Consider the following 15168-nt stretch of genomic DNA (forward strand, 5'->3'; position numbering starts at 1 on the left):
GATCAGCCTTGCTGTTCGACGAGCGCGCGCGCGTCGGCTACGTGGCCGCGGTACGCTTCGAAGATGTTGCGCAGCGCGTCGTCGAACGTCGCCTGCGGCGCCCAGCCGAGCTCCTGCATCGTGTTGTCGATCTTCGGCACGCGGTTCTGCACGTCCTGATAGCCGTTGCCGTAGTAGGCGCCGGACGTCGTTTCGACGAGCTTCACCTGCTTGGCCGACTCGGCGTACTCGGGGAATTCCGCGGCCAGCTCGAGCATCTTGTGCGCGAGCTCGCGAACCGAGAAGTTGTTCTTCGGATTCCCGATGTTGTAGATCTTGCCCGACGCGACGCCGCCCTTGTTCTCGATGATCTTCATCAGCGCGCTGATGCCGTCGCCGATATCGGTGAACGCGCGCTTCTGCGAGCCGCCGTCGACGAGGCTGATGTTCTCGCCGCGCACGATGTGGCCGAGGAACTGCGTGACCACGCGCGAGCTGCCTTCCTTCGGCGTGTAGATCGAGTCGAGGCCCGGGCCGATCCAGTTGAACGGACGGAACAGCGTGAAGTTCAGGCCTTCCATCCCGTAGCCCCAGATCACGCGATCCATCAACTGCTTCGAGCACGCATAGATCCAGCGCGGCTTGTTGATCGGGCCGTAGGTGAGCGCCGACGCATCCGGGTCGAACTGCTCGTCCGAGCACATGCCGTAGACCTCGGAGGTCGACGGGAACACGAGGTGCTTGCCGTACTTGACGGCCGAACGCACGATCGGCAGGTTCGCCTCGAAGTCGAGTTCGAACACGCGCAGCGGCTGCTGGACGTAGGTCGCGGGCGTCGCGATTGCGACGAGCGGCAGGATCACGTCGCACTTCTTCACGTGATACTCGACCCACTCCTTGTTGATCGTGATGTCGCCTTCGAAGAAATGCATCCGCTCGTGGTTGACGAGGTCGCCCAGCCGGTCGGTCTGCATGTCCATGCCGAACACTTCCCAATCGGTGGTTTCAAGAATGCGCTTCGACAGGTGATGGCCGATGAAGCCGTTCACACCCAGGATCAGGACTTTTTTTGCTTTCATGAATGACGGGAAGAATGAATGAACTGCGCGAATTCCGCGGGCGTCACGACGGTTTCGCCGCCGTCGCGCTGCTGCCACAGCTCGAGAATGGATAGGGCGCGGCTGTCGCCGCAGACGCCGAATAGCGCATTATCGCTTACGTGCAGGCCGGGCGGCAAATCTGCCGCGGCCGTCGCCGCCGCGCTGCCGGGCGCCGCAAGGCGCGCGCGCGCGATCACGAAGCGCGCGCCGCCGACGTCCGTGAATGCACCCGGATACGGGGGGGCGACCGCGCGCACCAGGTTGTAGACCTGCGCGGCCGGTTTCGACCAGTCGACGCGGCCGTCCTCCGGCTTGCGCCCGCCGTAGTAGCTGCCGGTCGCGAGATCGTTCGGCAGGTGCGGCGCCTCGCCCGCGAGCAGCGCGGGCAGCACGCGCCACAGCGTCTGCTCGGCGGCCACCGTGACCTTGTCGAATACCTGCGCGGCCGTATCGTCCGGCAGGATCGGCACCGCGGTCTGGGCGAGAATCGCGCCCGCGTCGGGCTTGGCGGCCATCTCGTGCAGCGTCGCGCCGGTTTCGGTCTCGCCGTTCAGCACGGCCCAGTTGGTCGGTACCCGACCCCGGTATTTCGGCAGCAGCGAACCATGCATGTTGTACGCGCCGCGCGGCGCGATCGCGAGCAGGTCCACCGGCAGCATGTGCCGATAGTAGAACGAGAAGATGAAATCGGGCCGCGCGTCGGACACCGCGCGGCGCAGCGCCGGATCGGCGGGATCGGCCGGCGTGACGACCGGAATGCCGTGTTCGGCCGCGACGGACGCGACGCTGCCGAACCAGATGTTCTCGTTCGGATTGTCCTCGTGCGTGACGACCAGCGCGACGTCGACGCCGCGCGCGAGCAGCACCTGCAGGCACCGCACGCCGACGTTGTGATACGCGAAGACGACCGCGCGCGGCTTCATTGCGCGGCTCCCGGGCGGTGCGCGGCGGCCGGCACCGGCGGCACGCCGTCGTGCTGCTCGAGCACGGCCTGGATCAGGTAGCGCGGCCGCGCGCGTACCTGCTGGTAGATGCGGCCGACGTATTCGCCGAGCAGGCCGAGCGCGAAGATGATCACGCCGAGCAGGAAGAACGTGATCGCGAACAGCGTGAACACGCCTTGCACTTCCGCGCCGACGATGAAGCGGCGCACGAGCAGCAGCGCGAACAGCGCGGCGGAGCCGAGCGACAGGATCACGCCGATGAACGACAGCCACTGCAACGGCACGACCGAGAAGCCCGTCACCAGGTCGAAGTTCAGCCGGATCAGGCTGTACAGCGAATACTTCGATTCGCCCGCGAAGCGTTCCTCGTGCGCGACCTCGATTTCGGTCGGGTTCTGCGCGAACGTGTACGCGAGCGCGGGGATGAACGTGTTGACCTCGCCGCACACGTTGATCGTATCGATGATGCGGCGGCTGTACGCGCGCAGCATGCAGCCCTGGTCGGTCATCTTGATGCGCGTGATGCGCTCGCGCAGCCGGTTCATCATCTGCGACGCCTTGCGTCGCCACAGGCTGTCCTGGCGCTGCTTGCGGATCGAGCCGACGTAGTCGTGGCCCTCGCGCATCTTCGCGATCAGCTTGCCGATTTCCTCGGGCGGGTTCTGCAGGTCGGCGTCGAGCGTGACGACGATCTCGCCGCGCGATTGCGCGAAGCCGGCGAGGATCGCCATGTGCTGGCCGTAGTTGCCGTTGAGCAGCACCACGCGCGTCGTGTCGGGCCGGACGTGGAACTGATCGGCGAGCATCGCGGCCGAGCGGTCGCGGCTGCCGTCGTTGATCAGGATCACTTCGTACGACGCGTCGAGTGCGTCGAGCGCCGGATACAGCCGCGCGAACAGCGCGGCGAGGCCGTCTTCCTCGTTGTACACGGGGATGATGACCGATACTTCGGGCCGGCCGGCGTCCAGGTGCGCGGCGCCCGAGTGCCCGGCGCGTGCTTCAAGGTGACTCATGTACGCTTATTTTCCGTATTGTTCGCAAATCTGATTGACGGCGTCGACCACGCGACGCACGTCGCCTTCCGTCATCTGCGTAAACAGCGGCAGCGTGACGGTCGACGCGCCGTACCGTTCGGCGTGGGGGAACATGCCCTCCTTGAAACCGCGCGCACGGTACAGCGTGAAAAGATGGATCGCCGGGTAGTGGATGCCCGTGCCGATGCCGCGTTCCTTCATCTGCGCCATGAACTCGGCGCGCGAGATCGACAGCCGCTCGAGCGGCAGCGTGACCAGGAACATGTGCCAGTTGCCGTGTTCGAATTCGGCGACCGGCAGGCCGACGCCGAGCTTCACGGCCGCGCCGCCGTCGAACGCGGCGAAATACGCGCGGGCGAGTGCGCGGCGCTGCGCGGTGAAGCGCTCGATGTGCGGCAACTGGCCGAGGCCGACGCGCGCGGCCACGTCGGTCAGGTTGTACTTGCCGCCGAGCACGTCGCAGTCCATCCCGTCGAAGCCGGTGCGCGTGATGCCCTGCAATCGGTACTTCTGCGCGAGCACGGCTTCGTCCTCGTCGTTCAGCACGAGCGCGCCGCCTTCGATCGTCGTCAGGTTCTTGTTCGCGTGGAAGCTGAACGACACGAGGTCGCCGATCGCGCCGATGCGCTTGCCGCGCCACGTCGAGCCGAACGCCTGCGCGGCGTCCTCGATCACGCGCAGCTTGTGCGCGCGGGCGATCGCGTACAGGCGGTCCATGTCGACCGGCAAGCCGGACAGGAACACGGGGATGATCGCCTTCGTGCGCGGCGTGATCGCCTGTTCGAGCTTGTCGAGGTCGATGTTGCGCGTGACGGGGTCGATGTCGGCGAACACGGGCGTCGCACCCGTTTCGATGATCACGTTGCTGGTCGAGACCCACGACGCCGGCGTCGTGATCACCTCGTCGCCGGGCCCGACGCCCGCGATGCGCAGGCCGATCTCGAGCGTGCAGGTGCCCGAATTGAATGCGCGGACCGGACGGCCGCCGCAGTACTCGGACAGCGCGGCCTCGAATTTCTGGCACTGCGGGCCGGTGGTGATCCAGCCCGAGCGCAGCACGTCGACGACGCCCTGGATGGTTTCCTTATCGATCTCGGGGCGGGTGAACGGCAGAAACGGAGCGGTAGTCTGGCTCATGAACGCGTTTGGCCTGTAATGGCGTGTAATAAAAGGGTCGGGCGATCCGTCCGAAACCGGCATTAAACACCGGTTGGCGGATTCGTACCGTGATTTTTTGTAGGCGGACGCTTAACGCGGCGGGCCGTGCTCAGCTGCGCGCGAGCACGAGCACGCCGATCAGGATGATGCCGATGCCGACGAGCCGCTGGACCGACAACACCTCGCCGAACAGGTACCACGCCGCGAACGCGTTGACGACGTAGCCGAGCGACAGCATCGGGTACGCGATCGACACGTCGACCCGCGACAGCCCGACGATCCACACGACGACGCTCAGCACGTAGCAGCCGAGGCCGCCGATGATCGGCAGCTGGGTCGCGATCTTGAGCCCGACCGGGATGATGTTCGCACGGCTGAATTCGAAGTGTCCAACGGCGTTGACGCCGGCTTTCAGCAGAAGTTGCGCACAGGCGTTGAGCATCACGCCGGTGACGATGCAGACGAACGAAACGGGATTCATGCGGGGGCGTCCTTACGATTGCGGTTTCTCGACGATCACGCGGCGGTTGTCGCGCGCGATCACGCGCATCGGCACGCCTTCCTTGACCAGCGCGTCGTACTGGCCGGGCGCCATGATCGCGAGCGCATGGGCGTCCTGCTTCCAGCGCGTGATCCATTCGCCGACGGTCGGGATCCACTTGTTCGGCTCGACCGAGATCCCGAATGCGAGCTCGTCCTGGCGCTGCACCATGATCGTCGTGTGGCCCATGTAGAACGGGAACGTGTGATCGAGCATCTCGACCGAGTAGAACGGCGTGTCGGGCGGCAGTTTCGCCAGTTCGGCGCGCACGGCCGGCGCGAGTAGCGCGCCCGAGCTGTAGCGGCCGAACTCGTCGTGCCCGGTGCCGCCGATCGTGCCGAACGCGAGCCACGCGGCGCCGAACGCGGCGAGCGCGGCGGTCACGCCCGCGCGGCGGTTCAGCCACGCGGCCGCGAGCGTCAGCGCGGCCGAGACCGCGAGACCGGCGTACAGCCACGTCTGGAAAGCGCGGTACAGCGCGTTCGGCGTGCGGGCGTCGCCTTGATAAGCGAGGAAGATGATCCCGAACGCCGCGGCGACGAAGAACACGAGGTAGCCGAGCAGATGGCGACGGAAGCGCTCGGCCGTCATCAGCGGCAGGTACGCGCCGATAATCAGCGCGAGCGCCGGCGCGACCGGCAGCACGTACGAGATCAGCTTCGAATGCGACGCGCTGAAGAACAGGAAGATGAACGCGCTCCAGATCAGCAGAACGAGCATCGGCGAGAAGCCGTTCGGCTGGCGCGGCATGCGCAGCGCATGACGGATGCTCTGCCACGCGACCGACAGCCACGGCAGGAAGCCGACCAGCAGCACGGGCACGAAGTAGTACAGCGGGCCCGGGCGGTTCTGTTCCGGGGTCAGGTACCGGCGGAACTGCTGGACGATGAAGAAGAAGTTGAAGAATTCGGGGTTGCGCTGCTGGACGAGCACGAACCACGGCATGACGATCGCGAAGAAGATCACGAGGCCGCTGACCAGGTACAGGCGCTTCCACAATGCCCAGTCGCGCGCGATCAGCGTATACAGCACGAGCACGGCGCCGGGCAGGATCAGGCCGACGAGGCCCTTGGACAGCACCGCGAACGCCATCGCGGCCCAGCACGCCCACATCCAGCCGCGCACCGCGCTCGGGCGCAGCCCGGGCCGTTGCGCGAGCAGCAGCGAGCAGAGCGACAGCGCCATCCAGAACGCGAGCCCCATGTCGAGCGCGTTGAAGTGGCCCATCAGGTTCCAGTACGGCGAGCTGGCGAGCACGACGGCCGCGAGGAAGCCCGACAGCGGGTTGAACAGGCGCGCGCCGGTGTAGCCGACGAGCAGCACGCCGGCGAAGCTCGCCACCGCGGTATACAGACGCGCCTGCCACTCGCCGATGCCGAACCACGCGAACGTCAGCGCGTTCAGCCAGGTTTGCAGCGGCGGCTTCTCGAAGTACTTGTAGCCGTTGTAGCGCGGCGTGATCCAGTCGCCGGTGACGAACATCTCGCGCGCCATTTCCGCATAGCGGCCTTCGTCGCTTGGGATCAAGTGGCGCAGCCCGAGCGGCGCGAACCAGACGATCGCGAGCGCGACGAGCAGGAGGACGAGCGTGATGCGATTGAGCGGTAGCCTCGACGGCGTATCGTTCATGGGTTTTCAGCCTGTTTGGTTGTTGTGACGGGCCGCCGGCGGATGCGCCGGGGCCGGGCGGCCTGGCCGGGGCGATCGGGGGATCGACCCGCTGCGCCGGCCCGATTTTTACCGCATCGGGGGTTAACGTTCAATTAAGAGCGCGGCGGCGACTTTGCGGCCCTCGGCCATCAGGATGTTGTAGGTGCGGCAGGCGGCCTGGAAATCCATCGTCTCGACGCCGATCCGCTTCGCGGTGAGCGCCGCGACGAGCCGTGGATGCGGGAAGCGCAGCCGCGCGCCGCTGCCGAAGATTACGAGCTCGGGCGTCGGGTCGAGCAGCATCGCGAAATGCTCGGGCGCGAGCGAGTCGAACGACGACACGGGCCAGGTCTGGACCGGCGCGCCGGGCAGCACGATGACGCTCGTTTCATGGCGTTCGAGGTTGACGTCGACATAATCGGGGCCGTAGCCGGTGACGGTGTTGAGCGCGCCGCTCGTGTCCTGGTGCAGTTTCAAATCGGTATTCCGCGGTTCCGTAGGAATGGGTTGGCAGGGCCGTACCGGCCCGGCCGGCCGGTTTCGCGCCCTCGGGCACGCGCGGACGCCCGACGGCGCGGGCCCGGCACGGCTATGGTGCATTGCGAAAGTCGGCCAAAATCCGCTAAATTATAACTTTTTGGTCGCCCGCGGGCGCCACTTGCGTCGTGCGCCGCCACAAGCCGCGTCCGACCGCCGCTTTTTCCCAGTCTAGACAGCGCGCACAGACCGGCCGCTTTCCAGTTTTGATCCCGTCCCCCGGCCGCAAGGCCAACCCAGGAACCGTGTCGTCGTGAAACCGATTCAGAAGTCGAACAAGCTGCTCAACGTCTGCTACGACATCCGTGGCCCGGTGCTCGAGCACGCGAAGCGCCTCGAGGAAGAAGGCCACCGCATCATCAAGCTGAACATCGGCAACCTCGCGCCGTTCGGGTTCGACGCGCCGGACGAGATCATCCAGGACATGATCCGCAACCTGCCGGCGTCGTCCGGCTATTCGGACTCGAAGGGCGTGTTCTCGGCGCGCAAGGCCGTGATGCACTACACGCAGGAAAAGGGCGTCGTCGGCGTCGGCCTCGACGACATCTACATCGGCAACGGCGCGTCCGAGCTGATCGTGATGGCGACCCAGGCGCTGCTGAACGACGGCGACGAAGTGCTGCTGCCCGCGCCCGACTACCCGCTGTGGACGGCGGCCGTGAGCCTGTCGGGCGGCACGCCCGTGCACTACGTGTGCGACGAGCAGAACGCGTGGATGCCCGATCTCGACGACATCCGCAGCAAGATCACGCCGAACACGAAGGCGATCGTCGTGATCAACCCGAACAATCCGACCGGCGCGCTTTATTCCGACGAATTGCTGCTCGAGCTGCTCGAGATCGCGCGCCAGCACGGGCTGATCGTGTTCGCCGACGAGGTCTACGACAAGATCGTCTACGACGGCCTCGAGCACACCGCGTTGGGTGCGTTGTCGGAGGACGTGATCACCGTCACGTTCAACAGCCTGTCGAAGAGCTATCGGTCGTGCGGCTATCGCGCGGGCTGGATGGCCGTGTCGGGCCTCGGCGGCGACAACCGCCGGCGCGCGAAGGATTACCTCGAAGGGCTCGGCATCCTGTCGTCGATGCGCCTGTGCGCGAACGTGCCCGGCCAGTTCGCGATCCAGACGGCGCTCGGCGGCTACCAGAGCATCAACGAGCTGATCGTGCCGAGCGGGCGCCTGTACAAGCAGCGCGAACTCGCGTACGACATGCTGACGTCGATCCCGGGCGTGACCTGCGTGAAACCGCAGGCCGCGCTGTACATGTTTCCGCGCCTCGACTCGAAGCTCTACCCGATCCAGAACGACCAGCAGTTCATTCTCGACCTGCTGCTCGAGGAACGCGTGCTGCTCGTGCAGGGCACGGGTTTCAACTGGGCGGCGCCGGACCACTTCCGCGTGGTCTTCCTGCCGAACCTCGACGACCTGGCCGATTCGATCAACCGGATCGCGCGCTTTCTCGACGGCTACCGCAAGCGCCATTCGGTCTGAGCGGGCAGGGGCCGCACGGAACTCACTACTTCTTACTCATCGATCACACGCAGCATGGAACCGATCAAAGTTGGCCTGTTGGGCTTCGGCACCGTCGGCAGCGGCACCTTCACGGTGTTGCACCGCAACCAGGAAGAAATCAAACGACGCGCGGGACGCGGCATCGAGGTCGCGCGCATCGCCGTGCGCAACCCGGCCAAGGCGCAGGCCGCGCTCGGCGCTCACGCCGGCACCGCGCAGATCACCGACGATTTCAACGCGGTCGTCGACGATCCGTCGATCGCGATCGTCGCCGAGATGATCGGCGGCACGGGCATCGCGCGCGAGCTCGTGCTGCGCGCGATCGCGAACGGCAAGCACGTCGTGACGGCGAACAAGGCGCTGCTCGCGGTGCACGGCACCGAGATCTTCGAAGCCGCGCGCGAGCAAGGCGTGATGGTCGCGTTCGAGGCGGCCGTCGCCGGCGGCATCCCGATCATCAAGGCGCTGCGCGAAGGCCTGACCGCGAACCGCATCCAGTACATCGCCGGCATCATCAACGGCACGACGAACTACATCCTGTCGGAAATGCGCGACCGCGGGCTCGACTTCGCGACCGCGCTGAAGGCCGCGCAGGAACTCGGTTACGCGGAAGCCGATCCGACCTTCGACATCGAGGGCGTCGACGCCGCGCACAAGGCGACGATCATGAGCGCGATCGCGTTCGGCGTGCCGGTGCAGTTCGACCGCGCGTACGTCGAAGGCATCAGCAAGCTCGACGCGACCGACATCCGCTACGCGGAGGAGCTCGGTTACCGGATCAAGCTGCTCGGCATCGCGCGCCGCGCCACGAACGGCATCGAGCTGCGCGTGCACCCGACGCTGATCCCGGAAAAGCGCCTGCTCGCGAACGTCGAGGGCGCAATGAACGCGGTCGTCGTGCACGGCGATGCGGTCGGCACGACGCTGTACTACGGCAAGGGGGCGGGCGCGGAGCCGACAGCGTCGGCCGTGGTCGCGGATCTCGTCGACGTCACGCGCCTGCATACGGCCGATCCCGAGCACCGCGTGCCGCACCTCGCGTTCCAGCCGGACAGCCTGTCGAATACGCCGATTTTGCCGATCGAGGAAGTGACGAGCGGCTACTACCTGCGCCTGCGCGTCGCCGACCAGACCGGCGTGCTCGCCGCCATCACGCGCATCCTCGCCGAATCGGGCATCTCGATCGACGCGCTGCTGCAGAAGGAATCGGAGCAGATCGACGGCGCGAACGGCGAGACCGACATCATCCTGATCACGCACGAAACGGTCGAGAAGAACGTCAATGCGGCGATCGCACAAATCGAGAGCCTCGCGACCGTCGTGTCGAAGGTGACGAAGCTGCGCATGGAAGCGCTGAACTGAGGCTGACGACATGAACTACATCTCCACGCGCGGCGCCGGCATCGGCGAGCGCCACACGTTCTCCGACATCCTGCTCGGCGGTCTCGCGAAGGACGGCGGGCTCTATCTGCCGGCCGAATACCCGAAGGTCTCCGCCGACGAGCTCGCGCGCTGGCGCACGCTGCCGTACGCGGATCTCGCATTCGAGATCCTGTCGAAGTTCTGCGACGACGTGCCGGCCGACGACCTGCGCGCGATCACGCGCCGCACGTATACGGCCGCCGTGTACAGCAACACGCGCCACGGCGAGAACGCGTCCGACATCACGCCGCTGAAGACGCTCGGCACCGAGAGCGGCGCGGCGCTGTCGCTGCTCGAACTGTCGAACGGCCCGACGCTCGCGTTCAAGGACATGGCGATGCAGTTGCTCGGCAACCTGTTCGAGTACACGCTCGCGAAGCATGGCGAAACGCTGAACATCCTCGGCGCGACGTCGGGCGATACCGGCAGCGCGGCCGAATACGCGATGCGCGGCAAGGCCGGCGTGCGCGTGTTCATGCTGTCGCCGCACAAGAAGATGAGCGCGTTCCAGACGGCGCAGATGTTCAGCCTGCAGGATCCGAACATCTTCAACCTCGCGGTCGAAGGCGTGTTCGACGATTGCCAGGACATCGTGAAGGCCGTGTCGAACGATCATGCGTTCAAGGCGCGGCAGAAGATCGGCACCGTCAACTCGATCAACTGGGCGCGTGTCGTCGCGCAGGTCGTGTACTACTTCAAGGGCTACTTCGCGGCGACGCGGTCCAACGACGAGCGCGTATCGTTTACGGTGCCGTCGGGCAATTTCGGCAACGTCTGCGCGGGCCACATCGCGCGGATGATGGGGCTGCCGATCGCGAAGCTGGTGGTCGCGACCAACGAGAACGACGTGCTCGACGAGTTCTTCCGCACCGGCGCGTATCGCGTGCGCAGCGCCGAGCACACCTATCACACGAGCAGCCCGAGCATGGACATCTCGAAGGCATCGAACTTCGAGCGCTTCGTGTTCGACCTGCTCGGCCGCGATCCGGCCCGCGTGATGCAACTGTTCCGCGACGTCGAGGAGAAGGGCGGCTTCGATCTCGCGGCGAGCGGCGATTTCGCGCGCGTCGCCGAATTCGGTTTCGTGTCCGGCCGCAGCAGCCACACCGACCGTATCGCGACGATCCGCGACGTGTTCTCGCGCTACGACACGATGATCGATACGCATACGGCCGACGGCGTGAAGGTCGCGCGCGAGCATCTGGAGGCTGGCGTGCCGATGGTCGTGCTCGAGACGGCGCAGCCGATCAAGTTCGGCGAGACGATTCGCGAAGCGCTCGATCGCGAAGCCGAGCGGCCGGCCGCATTCGACGGGCTCGAGGCGCTGCCGCAGCGCTTCGAGGTCGTGAAGGCCGACGCGCAGCAGGTGAAGGACTTCATCGCCGCCCATACGGGCGCATGACGCGTGGCCGGGCCTGCGGGCCCGGTCGTGCAGGACGGCCGGAATGCCGATTCGTCGAACGGATCGGGGTTCCGGCCGTTTCGTTTGGCCTGCGGCATCGCAGGTGGCGCGAAACACGTGCCAAATCCGCGCGTTCGCGCCGATCACAGTCTTCGCATGTCCGCCATATCGCGCGCCCGCGTGGCGGCGTCGCTACAATGACGTACTGACTCCAACGATTCCCGATTCCATTGATGTCGAACCCGAATCCCGCGGCGCCGCGCGCGCCGATGCTGTCGACCGCCGAGGCGCTTGCCGCGCTGCTCGATGCCGCGCAGCCGCTGCCCGGCGCCGAAACCGTCGCCACGCTCGACGCGCTCGGCCGCGTGCTGGCGGCCGACGTGAGCTCGCCGCTCGACGTGCCGCCGATGCATACGAGCGCGATGGACGGCTATGCGGTGCGCGTCGCCGATCTGCTGCACGGCGATCGACGCTTGCCGGTGTCGCAGCGCATTCCGGCCGGCCATCCGGCCGCGCCGCTCGCGGCCGGCACGGCCGCGCGGATCTTCACCGGCGCGACGGTGCCGCCGGGCGCCGACGCCGTCGTGATGCAGGAGCAGACGTCGGCCGACGGCGACGCGGTCGAGATCCTCCACACGCCGAAGGCCGGCGAATGGATCACCGCGCAGGGCGCGGACATCCGTCGGGGTGCGGTGATCCTGCCGGCCGGCACGCGGCTCACGCCGCAGGCGCTCGGCCTGGCCGCATCGGTCGGCTGCGCGCAACTGTCGGTCGCGCGGCGGATTCGCGTGGCGGTGTTCTTCACCGGCGACGAACTGACGATGCCCGGCGAGCCGCTGAAGCCCGGTGCGATCTACAACTCGAACCGCTTCACGCTGCGCGGGCTGCTCGAGCGGCTCGGCTGCCACGTGACCGACTACGGGATCGTGCCCGACTCGCTGGCCGCGACGCGCGACACGCTGCGCGAGGCCGCCCGCGATCACGACGTGATCCTGACGAGCGGCGGCGTGTCGGTCGGCGACGAGGATCACGTGAAGCCGGCCGTCGAGGCCGAAGGGCGGCTCGCGCTGTGGCAGATCGCGATGAAACCCGGCAAGCCGCTCGCGTACGGCGCGGTGCGCCGCGCCGATGCGCGCGCCGATGCGCATTTCATCGGGCTGCCCGGCAACCCCGTGTCGAGCTTCGTCACGTTCCTGCTGTTCGTGCGGCCGTTCCTGCTGCGCCTGTCCGGCGTGCGCGACGTCGCGCCGCGCGCGTTGTCGCTGCGCGCCGATTTTTCGCAGAGCAAGGGCGACCGGCGCAACGAATTCCTGCGGGCGCGCGTCAATGCGGCCGGCGGCCTCGACCTGTTCCCGAACCAGAGCTCGGCCGTGCTCACGTCGACGGTCTGGGGCGATGGCCTGATCGACAATCCGCCGCAGCACGCGATCAGCGCAGGCGAGACCGTGCGTTTCATTCCGTTTTCCGAATTGCTGTCGTAACGCGGCGGCTCCCCGAACCATGAAGATTCAGCTGAAATTTTTTGCAAGCGTGCGTGAAGCACTGGGCGTGGCCGACGAAGAAGCCGACGTGCCGGACAGCGTGACGACCGTCGGCGACGTGCGCGCGTGGCTGCGCGTGCGCGGCGGCGCATGGGCCGACACGCTCGCCGAAGGGCGCGCATTGCGCATGGCATGCAACCACGAGATGACCGATCCCGACACGCGGCTCACCGAAGGTTGCGAGGTCGCGTTCTTCCCGCCGGTGACGGGCGGTTGAGTCTTGCATGGGGCCCGGGGTAGGCACTGAAGCGCTTACGCGGGTCGACAGCGATGCATGGGACCCGAGTAAGCGCTAAAGCGCCAACTCGGGTCGACAGGAGCAGGAGCAAACGATGGTTATGGTACGAGTCCAGACCGACGATTTCGATCTGAATGCCGAAGTGACGGCATTGCGCGCGCGCAACCCGAAGATCGGCGCGGTCGCGTGCTTCGTCGGTACGGTGCGCGACCTGAACGAAGGCGACGCGGTCGCCGTCATGGAACTCGAGCACTATCCGGGAATGACCGAGAAGGCGCTCGAGAAGATCGCGGCCGAGGCCGGCCGGCGCTGGCCGGGCATCGACGTCGCAATCGTGCATCGCGTCGGCAGGCTGCTGCCCCTCGACCAGATCGTGATGGTCGCGACGGTCGCGGCGCACCGTGGCGATGCGTTCGCGTCGTGCGAGTTCGTGATGGACTATCTGAAGACCGAAGCGCCGTTCTGGAAGAAGGAAACGACGCCGGACGGCGAGCGCTGGGTCGATGCGCGCAGTACCGACGACGCCGCGCTCGCGCGCTGGGGCGTCGAGTCGGGCAACACGCCGCGCTGAGCGCGGCACCCGGGCGATGCGGCGATGTGCCGCAGGCGCGCCATCGTCGTGCGCGAGGGGCGTTACGCGTCCGGGTCGACGCCGCGCCCGATGATCTTGGTCGGAAACGGCTCGCCGCGGGCGCGCGACGGCAACCCATGCGGATCGTCGCCCGTGTCGCGGCGGCGCGGCGCGATCGCGTCGAGGAGCGCCTGCTGCTCGGGCGGAATCCGGTAGTCCCAGCCGAACCGGCTCAACTGCAGGCTCTGCGCGATCCGCAATGCGGGCTCCATGAAACGGATCGCCGCGGGCGGCGCGTAGCGCGCGTCGACGGTCTTCAGGAACAGCGCCAGCCAGCGGCTGAAATGGGCCGGCTCGATCCCGTCGAGCGGCTGGTGCGCTTGCTGTACGTTGCCGCGATAGCCCTTGGTGCCGAGCACGAGGCTCGACCAGAACGTCACCATCTTCGGCAGATGATCGTCCCAGCGCCCGGCCAGCTTCGCGTCGAACACGGGCCCGAGCAGCGGATCGGCGCGCACGCGGTCGTAGAACGCGTAGACGAGATCGCGGATGTTGTCTTCGGTCGGCTCGGCGTCGCGAGGGCGGGCCGGTGCGGGTTCGGGCGAGGCGGGCAGGGCAGTCATGACAAAAAAAGGGGCCGGTGGATCGGGGCGGCGGCGCGGGCGACGAGCAGGACGCCGGCCGGATTTTGACGCAAAATAGCGTCCTGTAACCCCTGAAAAACGTGTAGATACTGCGCATCTTATTGCGCGCACGTGCTCCCGGCAACCCGCGGCCGCGCCACGGCACCATCATCGGCCCTGCACGCATCGAGCGCCGCCCGGCTCAGGTAATCGGGGCACGATCGATCTTTTCCGTATTCGCTCATGAGACTCACCGACTACACCGACTATTCGCTACGCGTGATGCTGTACCTGGCCGTGCGCGGTGAGGGGCTCGCGACCATCCAGGAGATCTCGGACGCCTACGGCATCTCGAAAAATCATCTGATGAAAGTCGTCCAGCGACTCGGCGAACTGGGCTGGGTCGACACCGTTCGCGGCCGCAACGGCGGGTTGCGGCTGTTTGCCGATTCGCTGGAACTGACGGTCGGCCAGGTCGTGCGGGCGACCGAGAACGACTTCGCGCTGGTCGGTTGCTTTTCGCCCGACGGCAGCGAGTCGCGCGGCTGCGTGATCGAGCCGCAGTGCCGGCTGAAGGGCGTGCTGGCGGCCGCGCGCGACGCGTTCTTCGCGGAACTCGATCGCCACACGCTGGGCGAACTGGCCGAGCCCGCATCGCCGCTCGTGGCGCTGCTCGGCATCCGTCCGGTCGCGCTCGTGCGTGCCCCGGTGCCGGACGACGCGCCGGCCGCCGCCGAGCCGTCGGCCAACACCCACTGACACGCGGACGCCGCGCGCCGACTCCGCACCCCCTCATCACACCGCTGGACCGTTTTCAGGCTATCCGGCAATTTTTGCGCTGAATCAACCCGAATTTCGCTTGAAAGCCGCATAGCCATCCTCATCTTGGTGTTAATCGAAAATTGGAGGTCTCGA

Annotated in this window: 15 protein-coding genes; 7 read left to right on the forward strand and 8 right to left on the reverse strand. The window is 66.8% G+C overall.

Features of this window, described 5'->3' with window-relative positions; all coding sequences use genetic code 11:
* Positions 1 to 2: 2 nt before the first annotated feature.
* The 7 genes from WT97_RS06195 to WT97_RS06225 all read right to left on the reverse strand — a co-directional run bounded on the left by WT97_RS06195 (position 3) and on the right by WT97_RS06225 (position 6883).
* On the reverse strand, positions 3 to 1058 hold the full coding sequence (locus WT97_RS06195) for a bifunctional UDP-4-keto-pentose/UDP-xylose synthase (RefSeq protein ID WP_059504997.1): 1056 nt from the start codon (positions 1056 to 1058) through the stop codon (positions 3 to 5).
* Positions 1055 to 2002, reverse strand: coding sequence for a formyltransferase (locus WT97_RS06200; protein WP_059504995.1), 948 nt, complete (start codon positions 2000 to 2002; stop codon positions 1055 to 1057). Before WT97_RS06200 ends, WT97_RS06195 begins: the two co-directional genes overlap by 4 nt.
* Complete coding sequence (locus tag WT97_RS06205; protein WP_059504993.1) at positions 1999 to 3036, reverse strand: glycosyltransferase; 1038 nt, start codon at positions 3034 to 3036, stop codon at positions 1999 to 2001. Before WT97_RS06205 ends, WT97_RS06200 begins: the two co-directional genes overlap by 4 nt.
* A 6-nt stretch (positions 3037 to 3042) precedes the next feature.
* Positions 3043 to 4194, reverse strand: a complete 1152-nt coding sequence (locus WT97_RS06210; protein ID WP_060353152.1) for a DegT/DnrJ/EryC1/StrS aminotransferase family protein — start codon at positions 4192 to 4194, stop codon at positions 3043 to 3045.
* Positions 4195 to 4324: 130 nt separating this feature from the next.
* Complete coding sequence (locus WT97_RS06215; protein ID WP_006482863.1) at positions 4325 to 4696, reverse strand: EamA family transporter; 372 nt, start codon at positions 4694 to 4696, stop codon at positions 4325 to 4327.
* Between the two features lie 12 nt (positions 4697 to 4708).
* Positions 4709 to 6385 carry a glycosyltransferase family 39 protein gene (locus WT97_RS06220; protein WP_060353153.1) on the reverse strand — a complete coding sequence of 559 codons (1677 nt, stop codon included), beginning with the start codon at positions 6383 to 6385 and terminating at the stop codon, positions 4709 to 4711.
* Positions 6386 to 6508: 123 nt separating this feature from the next.
* Positions 6509 to 6883, reverse strand: a complete 375-nt coding sequence (locus WT97_RS06225) for an Mth938-like domain-containing protein (RefSeq protein WP_060353154.1) — start codon at positions 6881 to 6883, stop codon at positions 6509 to 6511.
* A gap of 313 nt (positions 6884 to 7196) precedes the next feature.
* On the opposite strand from WT97_RS06225, the gene WT97_RS06230 reads away from it, so the two are divergent.
* The 6 genes from WT97_RS06230 to WT97_RS06255 all read left to right on the forward strand — a co-directional run bounded on the left by WT97_RS06230 (position 7197) and on the right by WT97_RS06255 (position 13630).
* Entirely contained in the window at positions 7197 to 8435 is a 1239-nt protein-coding gene (locus WT97_RS06230; RefSeq protein WP_060353155.1) for a pyridoxal phosphate-dependent aminotransferase, read from the forward strand.
* Between the two features lie 54 nt (positions 8436 to 8489).
* Positions 8490 to 9818 (forward strand): homoserine dehydrogenase, encoded by a 1329-nt coding sequence (locus WT97_RS06235; RefSeq protein WP_059504983.1) that lies wholly within the window; start codon positions 8490 to 8492, stop codon positions 9816 to 9818.
* Positions 9819 to 9828: 10 nt separating this feature from the next.
* The gene (gene thrC, locus WT97_RS06240) at positions 9829 to 11280 is read left to right on the forward strand and encodes a threonine synthase (RefSeq protein WP_059790721.1); all 1452 of its coding nucleotides are present in this window, start codon (positions 9829 to 9831) and stop codon (positions 11278 to 11280) included.
* A 233-nt stretch (positions 11281 to 11513) separates the two neighbouring features.
* Positions 11514 to 12761 (forward strand): gephyrin-like molybdotransferase Glp, encoded by a 1248-nt coding sequence (glp, locus tag WT97_RS06245; RefSeq protein ID WP_060353156.1) that lies wholly within the window; start codon positions 11514 to 11516, stop codon positions 12759 to 12761.
* A gap of 19 nt (positions 12762 to 12780) precedes the next feature.
* On the forward strand, positions 12781 to 13038 hold the full coding sequence (gene moaD, locus WT97_RS06250) for a molybdopterin converting factor subunit 1 (RefSeq protein WP_050013225.1): 258 nt from the start codon (positions 12781 to 12783) through the stop codon (positions 13036 to 13038).
* A 115-nt stretch (positions 13039 to 13153) separates the two neighbouring features.
* Positions 13154 to 13630, forward strand: a complete 477-nt coding sequence (locus tag WT97_RS06255; protein ID WP_059790727.1) for a molybdenum cofactor biosynthesis protein MoaE — start codon at positions 13154 to 13156, stop codon at positions 13628 to 13630.
* Positions 13631 to 13692: 62 nt separating this feature from the next.
* Here the strand turns inward: WT97_RS06255 and WT97_RS06260 are convergent, their stop codons facing one another.
* Positions 13693 to 14253 (reverse strand): group III truncated hemoglobin, encoded by a 561-nt coding sequence (locus WT97_RS06260; RefSeq protein WP_059504977.1) that lies wholly within the window; start codon positions 14251 to 14253, stop codon positions 13693 to 13695.
* Between the two features lie 243 nt (positions 14254 to 14496).
* Here WT97_RS06260 and WT97_RS06265 point away from each other — a divergent pair, with 243 nt between their 5' ends.
* Positions 14497 to 15012, forward strand: coding sequence for an Rrf2 family transcriptional regulator (locus tag WT97_RS06265; RefSeq protein ID WP_060353157.1), 516 nt, complete (start codon positions 14497 to 14499; stop codon positions 15010 to 15012).
* Positions 15013 to 15168 lie beyond the last annotated feature (156 nt).

Origin of the sequence: Burkholderia sp. MSMB1459WGS (genome assembly GCF_001534535.1) — a bacterium.
Classification (GTDB): Bacteria; Pseudomonadota; Gammaproteobacteria; order Burkholderiales; family Burkholderiaceae; genus Burkholderia.

Excerpts from the sequence above, each read along its gene's own strand:
- WT97_RS06195 (WP_059504997.1), bottom strand. The coding sequence starts at position 1,058 with ATGAAAGCAAAAAAAGTCCTGATCCTGGGTGTGAACGGCTTCATCGGC.
- WT97_RS06200 (WP_059504995.1), bottom strand. The coding sequence starts at position 2,002 with ATGAAGCCGCGCGCGGTCGTCTTCGCGTATCACAACGTCGGCGTGCGG.
- WT97_RS06205 (WP_059504993.1), bottom strand. The coding sequence starts at position 3,036 with ATGAGTCACCTTGAAGCACGCGCCGGGCACTCGGGCGCCGCGCACCTG.
- WT97_RS06210 (WP_060353152.1), bottom strand. The coding sequence starts at position 4,194 with ATGAGCCAGACTACCGCTCCGTTTCTGCCGTTCACCCGCCCCGAGATC.
- WT97_RS06215 (WP_006482863.1), bottom strand. The coding sequence starts at position 4,696 with ATGAATCCCGTTTCGTTCGTCTGCATCGTCACCGGCGTGATGCTCAAC.
- WT97_RS06220 (WP_060353153.1), bottom strand. The coding sequence starts at position 6,385 with ATGAACGATACGCCGTCGAGGCTACCGCTCAATCGCATCACGCTCGTC.
- WT97_RS06235 (WP_059504983.1), top strand. The coding sequence starts at position 8,490 with ATGGAACCGATCAAAGTTGGCCTGTTGGGCTTCGGCACCGTCGGCAGC.
- thrC (WP_059790721.1), top strand. The coding sequence starts at position 9,829 with ATGAACTACATCTCCACGCGCGGCGCCGGCATCGGCGAGCGCCACACG.
- glp (WP_060353156.1), top strand. The coding sequence starts at position 11,514 with ATGTCGAACCCGAATCCCGCGGCGCCGCGCGCGCCGATGCTGTCGACC.
- moaD (WP_050013225.1), top strand. The coding sequence starts at position 12,781 with ATGAAGATTCAGCTGAAATTTTTTGCAAGCGTGCGTGAAGCACTGGGC.
- WT97_RS06255 (WP_059790727.1), top strand. The coding sequence starts at position 13,154 with ATGGTTATGGTACGAGTCCAGACCGACGATTTCGATCTGAATGCCGAA.
- WT97_RS06260 (WP_059504977.1), bottom strand. The coding sequence starts at position 14,253 with ATGACTGCCCTGCCCGCCTCGCCCGAACCCGCACCGGCCCGCCCTCGC.
- WT97_RS06265 (WP_060353157.1), top strand. The coding sequence starts at position 14,497 with ATGAGACTCACCGACTACACCGACTATTCGCTACGCGTGATGCTGTAC.